The organism is Streptomyces sp. NPDC047085, assembly GCF_040643735.1.
Lineage (GTDB): Bacteria > Actinomycetota > Actinomycetes > Streptomycetales > Streptomycetaceae > Streptomyces.
The window spans coordinates 406,977-421,583 of record NZ_JBEYUW010000004.1; the positions used below are offsets into that span (position 1 = coordinate 406,977).

The window sequence follows — 14,607 nt, forward strand, 5'->3', positions numbered from 1 at the left end:
GAACCGGCACCGGGGCCGGCCCGAGACTGACCGGTCATGAAACAACCAGCACGCGCTCTCGTGCAAATTCTGTGTATTGGAGGTACGCCCGCTGTAACGCTTCCGCGACGCTTCTTTCGCGTACGGTCACGGAACGGGCACCGAGCTTGACGTGTCAGTGCCCTGGGGCAGACTTGGCCGGGAATGACACATTCGATCAAGGCATGTTCGCCAGGCGACGGCGCCGGACGGCCAGTGGGGGACGCGGAGAGATGAGCCAGGACGGCGCGCAGGGCCGGTATGCGGGGCGAGCGGTGGCCGGCGGTCGCTACCAGCTGCGTGACCTGCTCGGTGAAGGCGGCATGGCCTCGGTGCACCTGGCGTACGACGCCGTGCTGGACCGCCAGGTCGCGATCAAGACACTGCACACCGAGCTGGGCCGTGAGCAGGCCTTCCGCGAGCGGTTCCGCCGCGAGGCGCAGGCCGTGGCCAAGCTCACGCACACCAACATCGTCTCGGTCTTCGACACGGGCGAGGACGATCTGGACGGCATGACGACGCCGTACATCGTCATGGAGTACATCGAGGGCCGCCCGCTGGGCTCCGTCCTCGACGAGGACGTCCGCCAGTACGGCGCGATGCCCGCCGACAAGGCTCTGAAGATCACCGCGGACGTGCTCGCCGCGCTGGAGATCAGCCACGAGATGGGGCTGGTCCACCGCGACATCAAGCCGGGCAACGTGATGATGACCAAGCGCGGCGTGGTCAAGGTGATGGACTTCGGCATCGCGCGTGCCATGCAGTCCGGCGTCACCTCGATGACCCAGACCGGCATGGTCGTCGGCACCCCGCAGTACCTCTCCCCCGAGCAGGCCCTGGGCCGTGGCGTGGACGCGCGCTCCGACCTGTACTCGGTCGGCATCATGCTGTTCCAGCTGGTCACCGGCAGGCTGCCGTTCGAGGCGGACTCGCCGCTGGCGATCGCGTACGCGCATGTGCAGGAGGAGCCGGTGGCGGCCTCCTCGATCAACCGTTCGCTGCCTCCCGCCGTGGACGCGCTGATCGCCCGCGCGCTGAAGAAGAACCCGAACGAGCGTTTCCCGACCGCCGAGTCCATGCGCGACGAGTGCCTGCGCGTGGCCGCCTCCTTCCAGGCGGTGGCGCCGAGCATCGTGCAGGGCACCGGTCCGACGCAGAGCGGCGCGGGCGTGGGCTCGGCGGTGTTCCCGCCGGTCGGCCAGCAGCCCCCGGCGGCCGCCGGCCAGGTGCAGACGCCGTACCAGCCGACTCCGGCGCCGAGCCCGTACGGCACCCCGCCGCCGACCACCCCGGGCCCGGTCCCGTCCCCGGCTCCCGCGTACGGCTACCCGCAGCAGGCCGGCTACCAGGCGCCGACGGTCGGGTACGGGCCGCAGGGCGCCTCGACCCCGCCGCCGTACAACCTCACGCCCCAGACCTCCGTGCAGTCCTCCGGCGGGGGCGGCGGCAAGAGCAACAAGCCGGTGATCATCGGCTCGATCGTGGTGTCCCTCGTCGCGGTCGTCGGCCTGATCGTCGCGCTGACGCTGAACAACAACGGCGGCGAGGACGACAAGGGCGACAACACCGCCAGCCCCTCGGCGTCGACCCACGGGTCGGGCTACCGGGGCCCGGACACCACGAAGACGGTCGAGACGACGGACTGCACGGAGCCCGTGGAGGCGTACAACGACCCGAAGAAGGTCGAGCTCCCGGACTTCCGCTACAAGTACATCAAGTCCGTCAAGGACTGCGCGCGGGCCGCGGGCTGGCAGGTGAAGACGGTGAACGTGGACGAGAACACCTACGGCGAGGGCGCGGTGATCGACCAGTTCCCGAAGCCCGGCACGGACGTCGACCCGACGGACGTCGAGATCCAGCTCAACGTGTCGACGGGCAACCCCTCGTAGCAACGGCACACACGCGGAGGGCCCGGCGGATGTCCGCCGGGCCCTCCGCGTGTGGTGTGGTTCCAGTGGTCCGTAGTCGTCCCTGGTGGTCCTACAGGTACGGGCCGCCCGCGCGGCCGCCGCCCATGCGCTGCTCGTCGCCGTCGTGGGACATGCCCGGCGGGAGGGCGCGGCGCATCTGCTCCAGCTGGGCGCGCGCGGCCATCTGCTGGGCGAACAGCGTGGTCTGGATCCCGTGGAAGAGGCCTTCCAGCCAGCCCACCAACTGGGCCTGCGCGATCCGCAGTTCCGCGTCGCTCGGGGTGGCTTCGTCCGTGAACGGCAGGGAGAGCCGCTCCAGCTCCTCGACCAGCTCCGGCGCCAGGCCGTCCTCCAGCTCCTTCACCGAGCTGCGGTGGATCTCCTTGAGCCGGACCCGGCTGGCCTCGTCCAGAGGAGCCGCGCGCACCTCCTCCAGGAGCTGCTTGATCATGCTGCCGATCCGCATGACCTTGGCCGGCTGTTCGACCTGCTCCGTCACGGGGGTCTCGCGGGACTCCTCGTCACCACCGCCGAGGGCCATCCCGTCCTGGCCCACGACGAGGATCTGGGGATTCTCCGGCGACCGTTCGTTCCTCGGCATCTCCATGCCGCCATTCTCTCGCACCGTCACACCTCACCAGCGTGGTGCCCCCCGATACGGCTGATCCACCGTGTAGATCCATCGGCCTAATCCGGAATGCCCGGCTTATCACGCAATGTGAGGCTGGATTCCGTCGATTTTTTCCGCCGATCATCGCAACTGGGCTCCGGGAGGTCACCGACGTGACTCCATGGCTGCGACTCACGCTCCGCCTCGTACGGCTGCTGCTCGTCCTCGTGACGATGGCACCCGCGTACGGCTCGGCCGCCGCGTACGGCGCCGAGACGGCCCCGCCGGGCTCCCGCGCGCCCTCGGCCCGGACGACCGCGTCCCCTGCGTCGTCCTCCGCTTCTCCGCGCTCCCGCTCGTCTTCTTCCTCTTCTTCCTCCGCCTCCGCGTCCGCGTCCGCCGGCATACCGGTGCGCGGCGCCGCCGACGTGTCCCCCTCGGCGGCCGCCTCGACGGCCGAGCCGTCACGGGCCGGCAGCGGGGCGGGCGAGGGCCGGATGCGGCCGGGACGGCCGGACGGGCCGGCGGCCGAGGAGGAGGGCGACGACACCGCGAACGCGTCCGCGCCCGCCGACCCGGACGACGACTACCCGGAGGAGCCGGAGACCGCGGACAGCCCTGCCGGAACGCCCGCCGCCTCCGACACGCCCCAGGAAGCCGGCCTGGCCCCCGCACGGACCTCGTCGCCGCCCGGCGCTGCGGCCGCCGTCCGCCAGGGCGAAGGCCCTACCGAGCCGGCGCTGCACATCCTGCCGCTGGGCACCGGTCTGGTCCTCATCGGCCTGGGCCTGGCCCTGGCCTTCGTGGGCCTGCGGGTACGACGGAGCTGACCCCCGGCACCTGGGCATCCGGACACCTGCGCATCTGCGCATCTGCGAGGCACGCCCCCCGGGCACCCCGTCACCGCGCGGCACGGCACCTGGCACCTGCGCACCTGGCACCCGGGAACCCGGGAACCCGCTACGGCGCGATCAGCAGCACCTTCCCGATGTGTCCGCTGCCCTCCAGCACCCGGTGCGCCTCGGCCGCCTCCGGCATGGGCAGCTCGCGGTCCACGACCGGACGGATGTGCCCCGAGGCGATCAGCGGCCACACGTGCTCGCGTACGGCCGCGACGATGGCCGCCTTCTCGCCCAGCGGCCGGGCCCGCAGCGATGTCGCGGTGACGGCGGCCCGCTTGTTCAGCAGCGTGGCGATGTTCAGCTCGCCCTTGACGCCGCCCTGCATGCCGATGATCGCGAGCCGCCCGTTGACGGCGAGGGCCTGGATGTTGCGGTCCAGGTACTTGGCACCCATGTTGTCGAGGATGACGTCGGCGCCGGCGCCGTCCGTGGCCCGCTGGATCTCGGCGACGAAGTCCTGCTCGCGGTAGTTGATGAGCACGTCCGCGCCCAGTTCGGCGCAGTAGTCCAGCTTTTCCTTCGTCCCGGCCGTCACCGCGATCCTGGCCCCGATGGCCTTGGCCAGCTGGATCGCCATCGTGCCGATGCCGCTGGAGCCGCCGTGCACGAGCAGCAGCTCGCCGGGGCGCAGGTGGGCGACCATGAAGACGTTGGACCAGACCGTGCAGACCACCTCGGGCAGCGCCGCCGCCTGCTTCAGGTCGACGCCCGCGGGCACGGGCAGCAGCTGCCCGGCCGGGACGGACACCTTCTGGGCATAACCGCCGCCCGCGAGCAGCGCGCACACCTCGTCGCCGACGGTCCAGCCGGAGACCCCGGGGCCGAGCGCGGCGATCCGGCCGGAGCACTCCAGGCCAGGGTAGGGGGAGGCGCCGGGCGGCGGGTTGTAGAAGCCCTGACGCTGCAGGAGGTCGGCACGGTTGACGGCACTGGCCACCACCTCGACCAGTACCTCGCCCTCGCCGGGCACCGGGTCGGGCACCTCCGCCCACACCAGCGCCTCGGGCCCACCGGGTTCGGGAATCGTGATCGCATGCATGTCCACGAAGCTACTCCTGGCGGGCATCCGCTCCGAGGCGGACCCGCTCAGTCGCGGGGCAGCGGACGGGTGTGGGGCGCGACGTGCGCGCCAGGGGTCGCGCGGACGATGGTGATCAGGCGGTCCGTCAGCTGGAGGGTGCCGATGGACGGGTCGTCGTACCCGAGGACCCGGTGTCCGCGTACGACGCTGACCACGAGGTCGTCCGTCTCGCGCGGGGACCTGCCCACCTCGGCCCGGACGACCGGGCGTTCGGCGATGTCCAGGCCGCTGCCCTGCTGGATGAGGTCTTCCATGACCATGCCGGCGGCGGGGCTGAGCACGGACAGGCCGAGCAGCCGGCCGGCGGCGCCGGAGCTGGTGATGACGGCGTCGGCGCCGGACTGCTTGAGCAGCGGGGCGTTCTCCTCCTCGCGCACGGCGGCCACGATCTTCGCGCTCCGGTTGAGCTGCCGGGCCGTCAGGGTGACGAGGACCGCGGTGTCGTCGCGCTGCGGGGCGACGATGATCTGCCGCGCCCTGTCCACCTCGGCGCGCTTGAGGACGTCGCTGCGGGTGGCGTCGCCCACGACGCCGACGTACCCCTCGGCGCTCGCCGCATCGATCACCTTGGAACTGGGGTCGACCACGACGACCTGCTCCTTCTTCAGCCCGGTCGCACAGACGGTCTGGATGGCCGACCGTCCCTTCGTACCGAAGCCGATGACCACGGTGTGGTCGCGCACGGTGGACCTCCAGCGGTTCAGACGCCATTCCTCCCGAGTGCGTTCGGTGAGGACCTCCAGCGTGGTGCCGACCAGGATGATCAGGAACAGCACGCGCAGCGGGGTGATGACGAAGATGTTGGTGAGCCGGGCGCTGTCGCTGACCGGGGTGATGTCGCCGTAGCCGGTGGTGGAGAGGGTGACGGTCGCGTAGTAGAACGCGTCGAGCAGGTCGAGGGTGCCGTCGGCGTCGTCGTGGTAGCCGTCGCGGTCGGCGTAGACGACGAACGCGGTCGCGACCAGCACTGCCAGGGCCATGAGGAGCCGTTTGGCGACCTGGCGGATCGGACGGTCCACCACTTTCCTCGGGAGTTTCACCCGATGGGTCGCCAGATCATCGCCCGGCTGGCGGGCCATGGCGTCATGGCCCGGAAGTTTCACGTGAAACACACCCCGATTCCGGCGGCCGCCCAGGGCAGGTCGAGCAGCTCGGTCTCCTCTCCCTGCCGGGCCCCGCCCGGCGGTACGACGGCCAGCGCGTCAGCGGCGGCGATGCCGCGCAGCATGGCCGGGCCGTTGTAGTGCAGCGGCACGGCACGGTCGCCGCGCAGCACCACCGGGACGAGCCGGGTGTCGTGCGGATGCCCGTGCACCGCCTCCGTGAGCCGCAGCGTGTACGGCTCGGGGGCGGGGCGGGCGGCGAGGGTGCGCAGCAGCGGCTCGGCGAGCGTGACCAGGCCGGAGACGGCGGCGAGGGGGTTGCCGGGCAGGCCGACGAGGTGCTGGTTCTCCTTGGTGCGAGCCAGCAGCATGGGGTGGCCGGGGCGCACCTTGACACCGTCGACGAGGAGTTCGGCGCCGATACGGTCCAGGGTGGGGTGGACATGGTCGACGGGCCCGGCGGCGGTGCCGCCGGTGGTGACGATCAGGTCGGCGTCGGAGGTGGTGAGCGCCTTGCGCAGGGCCTTGGCGTCGTCGCCCAGCCGGCGTACGGCGATGACGTCGGCGCCGAGGGCGCGCAGCCAGGGCGGCAGCAGCGGGCCGAGCGCGTCCCGGATCAGGCCCTCGCGCGGAAGTCCCTCGGTGAGCAGCTCGTCGCCGAGGATCAGGACTTCGGCGCGGGGGCGGGGGACGGTGCCGAGGCTGTCGTAGCCGGCCGCCGCGGCGAGGCCCAGGACGGCGGGGGTGACGAGGGTGCCGACGGGCAGCAACTGGTCGCCGCTGCGGCATTCCTGGCCGCGTGGGCGGATGTCCTGGCCGTGGCTCATCTCCCGGGTGGAGTGGAGCCGGCCCTGGGCGTCCGTGCGGCCGTGTTCGGTGCGCAGCACCGCGGTGGTGTCGGCGGGGATGCGGGCGCCGGTCGCGATGCGGACCGCCTCACCGTCGGTGAGCGGCTCGGGCAGGTCGTGTCCGGCGAGCACGCCCTCGTCCCGGACCTGCCAGGGGCCGGGTCCGGCGACCGCCCAGCCGTCCATCGCGGAGGTGTCGAAGGACGGCAGGTCGGTGAGCGCGTCCAGGGGGGCGGCGAGGACCAGGCCGAGGGCGTCGGCGAGGGGGACGGAGACGGGCGCGCGCCGGTGCGCGCCCCGGGCGGCGCGGGCGGCGATCTCGCGGGCGCGGGGCCAGGGGGTGGCCCGGTGCCGCTCGTGCCGTCCCTCGTGCCCCTGCTCGTGCCGCTGTGCGGGCTGGTCGCCCTGGGCGGCGTGGGCGGGTGCGTGGCCGGGGCGGTCGTCCCGGGGGTGCCGTACGAGGGCCAGGGCCTCCTCGACGTCGAGGTCGTCGCTGTCCTCGGCGGGAGTGCCGGCCCGGGTGCCGGGGGCGGTCATCCGGCGTCCGGGGCGGAGCCGCCCCCGGTGTCGCCGCCGTTGTTCTCTTCCTCCCAGCGCCGCGCCAGCTCGGTGGCCTTGCGGGCGGCCTCGGCGACGGCTTCGGGGCCGCCCTTGCCCTGGGCGGCGGCGTACCCGACGAGGAAGGTGGTGAGCGGGGCGGCGGGCCGGGCCACGCCGTGCGCGACGTCACGGGCGACGTCGAGCAGGACTTGGGTGTCGACGTCCAGGTCGATGCCCAGCTCGTTCTTGACGGTGGTGATCCATTCATCCAGCACGTGCTCATGCTCCCTGATGCGTGCCCTGGCGTGGGCGATGTCGTCCCAGGTGTCGCAGTCGAAGGACCCGAGCGGGTCCTCGACGCGGGTGAGGCGCAGGGCGCCGGTGAGCCGGCGCAGGGGGAGGCCGGTGAGGCCGTCGTGAGCCGCGGCGAGGTCGGCGAGGGCGTGGCGCAGCGCCGTGGTGCGGTAGGCGGCCACGAGCGGCTGGTCGCGGCCGTCGGCGTCGGTGAGCAGCGCGCCGTCGGCGCCGCTGTCCCGCAGGGCGGTCAACAGCCGCCGCAGGATGGGTTCTTCGAGGAACGGCAGGTCGGCGGAGAGGACGACGGCGTGCTCGGCGCTGGTGAGCCGCAGTCCGGCGTCGAGCGCGGCGACGGGTCCGGCGCCGGGCGGTTCCTCGCGCGCCCAGCGCACCGGGCGGGCGGTGGGGCGGGGGCCGGCCACGACGACGGTCGTGGCCGCGCCGGCGCAGGCGGCGAGCACCCGGTCGAGCAGGGCGCGCCCGCCGACCTGGACGCCGGGCTTGTCGGCACCGCCGAGCCGCCGCGCGGCACCACCGGCGAGCACGACGGCGTCGTACGGGCCGGTGGCCCCGGGCGCCGTGGCGGGCTCGGGAGCCTCGGCGGACCCGGGGGCGGCGGGGGCGGTGTGGCTCACCCTCCGAGTATGTCCTGTGGGTCTGTCCTCGCGGACCCGGCGTCGGTCACAGTGTGCGCAGCAGCACCGCCGGGTGTTCCACGCAGTCCGCCACGTACCGCAGGAAGCCGCCCGCCGTGCCGCCGTCGCACACCCGGTGGTCGAAGGTGAGCGAGAGCTGCACGACCTGGCGCACGGCCAGCTCGCCCTCGTGCACCCAGGGCTTGGGGACGATGCGGCCGACGCCGAGCATGGCCGCCTCGGGGTGATTGATGATCGGGGTGGAGCCGTCGACGCCGAAGACTCCGTAGTTGTTCAACGTGAAGGTGCCGCCGGTGAGTTCCCCGGGGGTGAGGGTTCCGCCGCGGGCGGCCTCGGTGAGCCGGGCGAACTCGGCGGTCAGCGACTCCGCGTCGCGCGCGTGGGCGTCCCGGACGACCGGCACGACCAGCCCGCGCTCGGTCTGCGCGGCGAACCCGAGGTGCACCTGGTCGAGTTGGACGACCTCGCGGGCGTCGGTGTCGACGTAGGAGTTCAGCTCGGGGAACCGGGCGAGGGCCGCGGTGCAGATGCGGGCGAGCAGCGCGAGGAGGGAGATCTTTGGCCCTCCGGCGGCGTTCATGGCCGCACGCGCGCGCATCAGTTCGGTCGCGTCGGCGTCGACCCAGCAGGTCGCGTCGGGGATCTCGCGCCGACTGCGGGAGAGCTTGTCGGCGACGGCGCCTCGGACGCCCTTGAGGGGCGTACGGATGCCGTTGCGCAGCGGGGCGACACGGGCGGCCGGGGCCTCCGCGACGGGGGCGGGGGCGGGCGCGGGGACGGCCTTGGCGCGCAGGGCCGCCTCGACGTCGGAGCGCAGGATCAGCCCGTCGGGTCCCGAGCCGGACAGCTGCCGCAGGTCGAGGCCGCCCTCCCGGGCGAGCCGGCGCACCAGCGGGGAGATCACGGGGACGGGCCCCTCGGCGGACACCGGAGCGGGCTCGGGAACGGACGGTGCCGGGGCCGGGGCCGGGGGTTCCTTCGCGGTCCCGTTGGCGGCGGCCGCCGCCCGCACCCTGCGGCGCCGTGCCGGCGCCTCGGAGGTGCCGTATCCGACGAGGACGTTGCCCGATCCCTCGGCGTCCCCTCCCGCGGCCCCGGACGTCTTTGGGGCATGCGGGGCCTGCGAGCCCTCGGGAACCTGGGGGCCCACCGCCACGGTCAGCAACGGGGCGCCGACGGGCAGTTCCGTGCCCTCCTCGCCGAAGCGGGCGGTGACCACGCCGCCGTAGGGGCAGGGGACCTCGACCATCGCCTTGGCCGTCTCGACCTCGACGACCGGCTGGTCGATGGCGACGACGTCGCCGACCTGGACCAGCCAGCGGACGATCTCCGCCTCGGTGAGTCCCTCGCCGAGGTCGGGGAGCCTGAACTCCAGCACCTGTGCCATCAGCCCTCGGCCTCCCACTGCAGGCGGGCCACGGCGTCCAGGATGCGGTCGACGCCGGGCAGGTGGTGCCGCTCCAGCATGGGCGGCGGGTAGGGGATGTCGAAGCCGGCCACGCGCAGCACCGGTGCCTCCAGGTGGTGGAAGCAGCGCTCGGTGACGCGGGCGGCGATCTCGCCGCCGGGGCCGCCGAACCCGGTCGACTCGTGCACGACGACCGCCCGTCCGGTGCGCCGTACGGCGGCGCAGACCGTCTCGTCGTCGAACGGCACCAGGGTGCGCAGGTCGACGACCTCCAGGTCCCAGCCCTCCGCCTGGGCGGCCTCGGCGGCCTGCAGGCAGACCGGCAGCGACGGGCCGTAGGTGATGAGCGTCGCGGTGCGGCCGGGGCGGCGGACCACCGCGCGCCCGATGGGCTCGACCTCGGTCGGCTGCTCGGGGTTCCAGGAGTCCTTGGACCAGTACAGGCGCTTGGGCTCCAGGAAGACGACCGGGTCGTCGGAGGCGATGGCCTCACGCAGCAGTCCGTAGGCGTCGGCGACGGTCGCGGGCGTGACGACGTGCAGGCCGGGCGTGGCGATGTAGTACGCCTCGGAGGAGTCGCTGTGGTGCTCGACGCCGCCGATGCCGCCGCCGTAGGGGACGCGGACGGTGATCGGCAGCGGCATCCGGCCGCGGGTGCGGTTGCGCATCCGCGAGACATGGCTGATCAGCTGCTCGAACGCCGGGTAGGCGAACGCGTCGAACTGCATCTCCACGACCGGACGCAGGCCGTACATGGCCATGCCGACGGCGGTGCCGAGGATGCCCGCCTCGGCCAGCGGGGTGTCGGTGCAGCGGTCCTCGCCGAACTCCTTGGCGAGCCCGTCGGTGACCCGGAAGACACCGCCGAGGGTGCCGACGTCCTCGCCCATGACGTGCACGGTGGGGTCGGCGGCCATCGCGTCGCGCATCGCGCGCGTGAGGGCCTGCGCCATGGTGGCGGGCTTGACGGCGACGGTGGTCATCGCAGGTCGCCTTCCTGGTCGTCCCGGTCGTCGTCCTGCTCCGCCTCCAGCTCGGCGCGCAGCAGGGCGCGCTGTTCGCGCAGTTGCGCGGTGGTCCGGGCGTAGACGTGGTCGAAGAGGTCCATCGGGTTGAGTTCGGGGTCCTGGTTCATGCGCTCGCGCAGGTCGGCGGCCATCGCCTCGGCGTCCTGCCGGGCGGCTTCGATACCGGCCTCGTCCAGCAGTCCGCGCGCGGTGAGCTCGCGTTCCAGCAGCTGGACCGGGTCGTGCGCCCGCCAGGCCTCGACCTCGGCGTCGGCGCGGTAGCGGGTGGCGTCGTCGGCGTTGGTGTGCGCGTCGATGCGGTACGTCACCGCTTCGATCAGGGTCGGACCGCCGCCCGCGCGCGCGTGCCGTACGGCGTCGCTGAGGACCTCGTGCACCGCGGCCGCGTCGTTGCCGTCGACCAGCCGGCCGGGCATGCCGTAGCCGACGGCCTTGTGGGCCAGGGAGGGCGCGGCGGTCTGCTTGGCGAGCGGGACGGAGATGGCGAAGCCGTTGTTCTGCACCAGGAAGACCACCGGTGCCTGCCAGACGGCGGCGAAGTTCAGCGCCTCGTGGAAGTCGCCCTCGCTGGTGCCGCCGTCGCCGATCATGGCGAGCGCGACGACATCGTCGCCCTTGAGGCGGGCGGCGTGCGCGAGACCGACGGCGTGCGGGAGCTGGGTGGCCAGCGGGGTGCTCAGCGGGGCGACCCGGTGGGTGTGGGGGTCGTAGCCGCTGTGCCAGTCGCCGCGCAGCAGGGTGAGGGCCTCGACGGGGTCCACGCCGCGGGCGACGACGGCGAGCGTGTCGCGGTAGCTCGGGAAGAGCCAGTCGCGCTCTTCGAGAGCCAGGGCGGCGGCGACCTCGCAGGCCTCCTGGCCGGTGCTGGAGGGGTAGACGGCGAGACGGCCCTGCTTGGTCAGCGCGGTGGCCTGGATGTTGTAGCGGCGGCCCTTGACCAGCTGGGCGTAGAGCCGGTTCAGCAGGTCCGGGTCCGCCTTGGCGGCCGCCTCGGTGCCGAGGACGCGGTAGGGCTCGGCGTCGGGCAGCAGCGGCGCGGGGTCCATACGGGGCTGCCAGGCGGGCGGCGGCGATGGCCGGTACGCGCCCCGCTGCTCCATGACCGTCATGACGGCACCTCCTCGTGGGAGTGGCTACGGGAGGCGCGTCGGCTGTGAGGCGCCTCACCTACCGATTGTTCGGTCGTCGGCACATTTTGGCTACAGGCCCCGTCAGGCTGTGGACAAACGGTTCTCCACAACCTGGAATGAATGCAGGACGTCCACGGCAGTGAAGCGGGGGGACATGTCACCTGAACAAATGGTCCAAGGGCCGGACGAGGGGGCCCTGCTGCCGGCGCCGCGCCCGCTGGACGCCATCGATCAGGACATCCTCAAGATTCTCCAGGCGGACGGCCGCGCCTCGATACGGTCGGTCGCCGAACGCGTCCACGTCTCGCGCGCCAACGCCTACGCGCGGATCAACCGTCTGGTCGAGGACGGGGTGATCCGGGGTTTCAGCGCCCGCGTGGACCACGAGCGGGCGGGGCACGGCACCTCGGCGTACATCACGCTGAAGATCGTCCAGAACACCTGGCGCACGGTCCGCGAGCAGCTCAGGCAGCTGCCCGGCGCCTCCCACATCGCCCTGGTGGGCGGCGACTTCGACGTGCTGCTCCTGGTGCACACGCCCGACAACAGGGCGCTGCGCGAGCTGGTGCTCACCCGGCTCCAGGCGATCCCCGAGGTGCTCAGCACGCGCACGCTGCTGGTGTTCGAGGAGGAGGACCTGGAACCGGAGACCTGACCGGGAGGCACCTCGCCCGCACCGCGCCCCCTCGGCCCGGCTCACTCCTGCCGCCCTACCTCGGCCCGGCTCAGTCCTGCCGCCCTACCTCGGCCCGGCTCAGTCCTGCCGCCCTACCTCAGCCCGGCTCAGTCCTGCCGCCCTACCTCAGCCCGGCTCAGTCCTGCCGCAGCCCCGCGAAGGCCAGCCGGACGACCGCGTCGGCCACCTCGCGGCCGCTCGCGCCCTGCGGCTCGGGCCGGTACCACTCCACGATGGAGTTGATCATCCCGAAGACCAGCCGGGTCGCCAGGCGCACCTCCACGTCCCCGCGTACGTCCCCCTCGGCGGCGGCGGCCTTCAGCAGCTCGGCGACCTGGTGGTCGAAGTCCCGTCGCCGCTCCAGCGCCCACCGCTCCGTCTCGGTGTTGCCGCGCACCCGCAGCAGCAGCGTCACGTAGGGCAGCTCGGATATCAGCACCTCGACCATGCGCCGTACGACGTGCTCCAGCCGGTCCACGGGCCGCCCCACGCGCGCGTGCTCCTCGTCGAGGATCCCGAACAGCCCGTCCAGCGCCCGGCTGACGGCCCGGCGCAGCAGTTCTTCCTTGCCGCTGACGTGGTGGTAGATGGACGACTTGGAGATGCCGGCGGCCTTGGAGAGGTGCTCCATGGAGGTGCCGTCGTAGCCGCGGTCGTTGAACACCTGGACGGCGACGGAGAGCAGTGTCTCGGGGGTGTACGTGTCGCGCTTGGCGGTGGTCATGGAGTGCTCTCCCGCTTGTCGGTGGCGTACGAGTGACGGTAGAGCGCGAGGGACGGCGCGTACCGGCCGGAGGGGTCGCGCAGGTGCAGCTCCTCCAGCAGGTCGTAGGCCCAGCCGCGGCCCAGTCTGCGGCTCCACTCGAAGGGGCCGAGCGGGTAGTTGACGCCCAGGCGCATCGCGGTGTCGATGTCCTCCTCGGTGGCCACGCCCTTGGCGACGGCGTCGTGCGCGAGGTCGATGATCCGGGCGACCGTGCGGGCGACGATCATGCCGGGGACGTCACGGATGACACTGACGTCCTTGCCGAGCGCCTGGAAGAGGCCGGTGGCCTCGGCGAGGGTCCGGGGCGAGGTGTCCTGGGCGGCGGACAGGGCGATGCGGGTGGCCTTGCGGTAGTCGAGGGCGAGGTCGAAGTAGACGACGTCACGGAACTCCACGGAGGTCTGGCCGTCGGCGAGGACCAGCTGGCCGCCGCTGGGCAGCAGCAGGCGGGTGCCGTGGTCCTCGTCCTCCTCGTGGACCTGGATGCCGGCCTCGCGGATCAGCGTGAGCAGCTCGGCGGCGGGGCCGAGGTCTCCCTCGACGGTGACGCGGGCGGGCGGCTGCTCCTTCTCCGCGGTGTGCGGCTCGGGGCGCTCGGCGCCGTCGGCGTAGTCGTACCAGCCGTGCCCGCTCTTGCGGCCGAGCCGGCCGGACTCGACCAGCCGGCGCTGGGCCAGTGAGGGCGTGAAGCGGACGTCCTGGAAGAAGGACTGCCACACCGAGTGGGTGACGGACTCGTTGACGTCCTGCCCGATGAGGTCGGTCAGCTCGAAGGCGCCCATCCGGAAGCCGCCCGACTCGCGCAGGACCGCGTCGATGGTGGCCGGGTCGGCGCCCTGGGCCTCGTGGACGGCGAAGGCCTCGGCGTAGAAGGGCCGGGCGATGCGGTTGACGATGAAGCCGGGGGTGTCCGCGCAGGCCACCGGGGTCTTGCCCCAGGCGCGGGCGGTCTCGTACGCGCGCGTGGCCGATGTGACGTCGGTGGCGAACCCGGAGACGACCTCGACCAGCGGCAGCAGCGGGGCCGGGTTGAAGAAGTGCAGGCCCAGGAAGCGGCCGGGACGGGCGAGGGCCCCGCCGATGGCCGTCACCGACAGGGACGAGGTGTTGGTCGCGAGCAGGCAGTCGTCGGAGACGATCTCCTCCAGCTCGCGAAAGAGCTGCTGCTTGACGTCCAGCCGTTCCAGGACGGCCTCGACGACCAGTGCGCAGTCGGCCAGCTCGGCAAGGCTTCCGGCGGGCGTGAGCCGGGCGCGCGCCGCGTCCCGGTCGGCCGCGTCGAGCCGGTCCTTGGCCACCAGCCGGTCGAGGCGGGCGCCGATCGCTTCGGCCGCCTCCCGGGCGCGCCCGGGTACGGCGTCGTAGAGCCGCACGGGGTGGCCGGCGACCAGCGCGACCTGGGCGATGCCCTGGCCCATGGTGCCGGTGCCGACGACGGCCACGGGGCTGCTGAGGTCGAGTGCTGTCATGTGCGCGATCCTCCCGCACGACGTTTTCCACAGATGCGGCGGATCCCCTTGTCCCGACCGATCGTTCGGTTACTCTAGCTCTGACTGGCTGTTCCCGCCTCTGTTTCCGCATAGGTCCTGAACTCGACGACCCAGGTCCTGAACTCGACGAAGAGTTCTCCAGAC

13 protein-coding genes are annotated in these 14,607 nt (G+C 72.8%); 3 read left to right on the top strand and 10 right to left on the bottom strand.

The genetic code is table 11. The annotated features are described in order from the left end of the window. The first annotated feature begins 251 nt into the window (after window positions 1-251). Complete coding sequence (locus ABZ865_RS17330; protein ID WP_361230720.1) at window positions 252-1,907, top strand: protein kinase; 1,656 nt, start codon at window positions 252-254, stop codon at window positions 1,905-1,907. 91 nt (window positions 1,908-1,998) lie between these two features. Here the strand turns inward: ABZ865_RS17330 and ABZ865_RS17335 are convergent, their stop codons facing one another. Continuing rightward, window positions 1,999-2,535: a bacterial proteasome activator family protein gene (locus tag ABZ865_RS17335; RefSeq protein ID WP_361230723.1), complete on the bottom strand. Its 537-nt coding sequence runs from the start codon at window positions 2,533-2,535 to the stop codon at window positions 1,999-2,001. Window positions 2,536-2,711: 176 nt separating this feature from the next. On the opposite strand from ABZ865_RS17335, the gene ABZ865_RS17340 reads away from it, so the two are divergent. Next, window positions 2,712-3,368 (top strand): hypothetical protein, encoded by a 657-nt coding sequence (locus ABZ865_RS17340; protein WP_361230726.1) that lies wholly within the window; start codon window positions 2,712-2,714, stop codon window positions 3,366-3,368. Between the two features lie 130 nt (window positions 3,369-3,498). On the opposite strand, the gene ABZ865_RS17345 is transcribed toward ABZ865_RS17340, so the two are convergent. The 7 genes from ABZ865_RS17345 to pdhA are packed head-to-tail and all read right to left on the bottom strand — an operon-like array spanning window position 3,499 to window position 11,510. Next, a complete protein-coding gene (locus tag ABZ865_RS17345) occupies window positions 3,499-4,479 on the bottom strand; it encodes an NAD(P)H-quinone oxidoreductase (RefSeq protein ID WP_361231203.1) in 981 nt (326 codons plus the stop codon). Window positions 4,480-4,526: 47 nt separating this feature from the next. Next, window positions 4,527-5,624 (bottom strand): potassium channel family protein, encoded by a 1,098-nt coding sequence (locus tag ABZ865_RS17350; protein WP_361230729.1) that lies wholly within the window; start codon window positions 5,622-5,624, stop codon window positions 4,527-4,529. Continuing rightward, complete coding sequence (locus ABZ865_RS17355; RefSeq protein WP_361230732.1) at window positions 5,621-7,009, bottom strand: molybdopterin molybdotransferase MoeA; 1,389 nt, start codon at window positions 7,007-7,009, stop codon at window positions 5,621-5,623. The genes ABZ865_RS17350 and ABZ865_RS17355 overlap by 4 nt, the downstream gene beginning before the upstream one ends. Continuing rightward, on the bottom strand, window positions 7,006-7,944 hold the full coding sequence (locus ABZ865_RS17360; protein WP_361230735.1) for an NTP transferase domain-containing protein: 939 nt from the start codon (window positions 7,942-7,944) through the stop codon (window positions 7,006-7,008). The genes ABZ865_RS17355 and ABZ865_RS17360 overlap by 4 nt, the downstream gene beginning before the upstream one ends. Before the next feature lie 46 nt (window positions 7,945-7,990). Next, on the bottom strand, window positions 7,991-9,352 hold the full coding sequence (locus ABZ865_RS17365) for a dihydrolipoamide acetyltransferase family protein (protein WP_361230738.1): 1,362 nt from the start codon (window positions 9,350-9,352) through the stop codon (window positions 7,991-7,993). Continuing rightward, the gene (locus ABZ865_RS17370; RefSeq protein WP_361230741.1) at window positions 9,352-10,356 is read right to left on the bottom strand and encodes an alpha-ketoacid dehydrogenase subunit beta; all 1,005 of its coding nucleotides are present in this window, start codon (window positions 10,354-10,356) and stop codon (window positions 9,352-9,354) included. Before ABZ865_RS17370 ends, ABZ865_RS17365 begins: the two co-directional genes overlap by 1 nt. Then, window positions 10,353-11,510 carry a pyruvate dehydrogenase (acetyl-transferring) E1 component subunit alpha gene (gene pdhA, locus ABZ865_RS17375; RefSeq protein WP_361230744.1) on the bottom strand — a complete coding sequence of 386 codons (1,158 nt, stop codon included), beginning with the start codon at window positions 11,508-11,510 and terminating at the stop codon, window positions 10,353-10,355. The genes ABZ865_RS17370 and pdhA overlap by 4 nt, the downstream gene beginning before the upstream one ends. 190 nt (window positions 11,511-11,700) lie before the next feature. Here pdhA and ABZ865_RS17380 point away from each other — a divergent pair, with 190 nt between their 5' ends. Next, the gene (locus ABZ865_RS17380) at window positions 11,701-12,186 is read left to right on the top strand and encodes an Lrp/AsnC family transcriptional regulator (protein ID WP_361231205.1); all 486 of its coding nucleotides are present in this window, start codon (window positions 11,701-11,703) and stop codon (window positions 12,184-12,186) included. A gap of 157 nt (window positions 12,187-12,343) precedes the next feature. Here the strand turns inward: ABZ865_RS17380 and ABZ865_RS17385 are convergent, their stop codons facing one another. Both ABZ865_RS17385 and ABZ865_RS17390 read right to left on the bottom strand, forming a co-directional pair. Next, complete coding sequence (locus tag ABZ865_RS17385; protein WP_361230746.1) at window positions 12,344-12,931, bottom strand: TetR/AcrR family transcriptional regulator; 588 nt, start codon at window positions 12,929-12,931, stop codon at window positions 12,344-12,346. Continuing rightward, on the bottom strand, window positions 12,928-14,442 hold the full coding sequence (locus ABZ865_RS17390) for a 3-hydroxyacyl-CoA dehydrogenase (RefSeq protein ID WP_361230748.1): 1,515 nt from the start codon (window positions 14,440-14,442) through the stop codon (window positions 12,928-12,930). The genes ABZ865_RS17385 and ABZ865_RS17390 overlap by 4 nt, the downstream gene beginning before the upstream one ends. Window positions 14,443-14,607 lie beyond the last annotated feature (165 nt).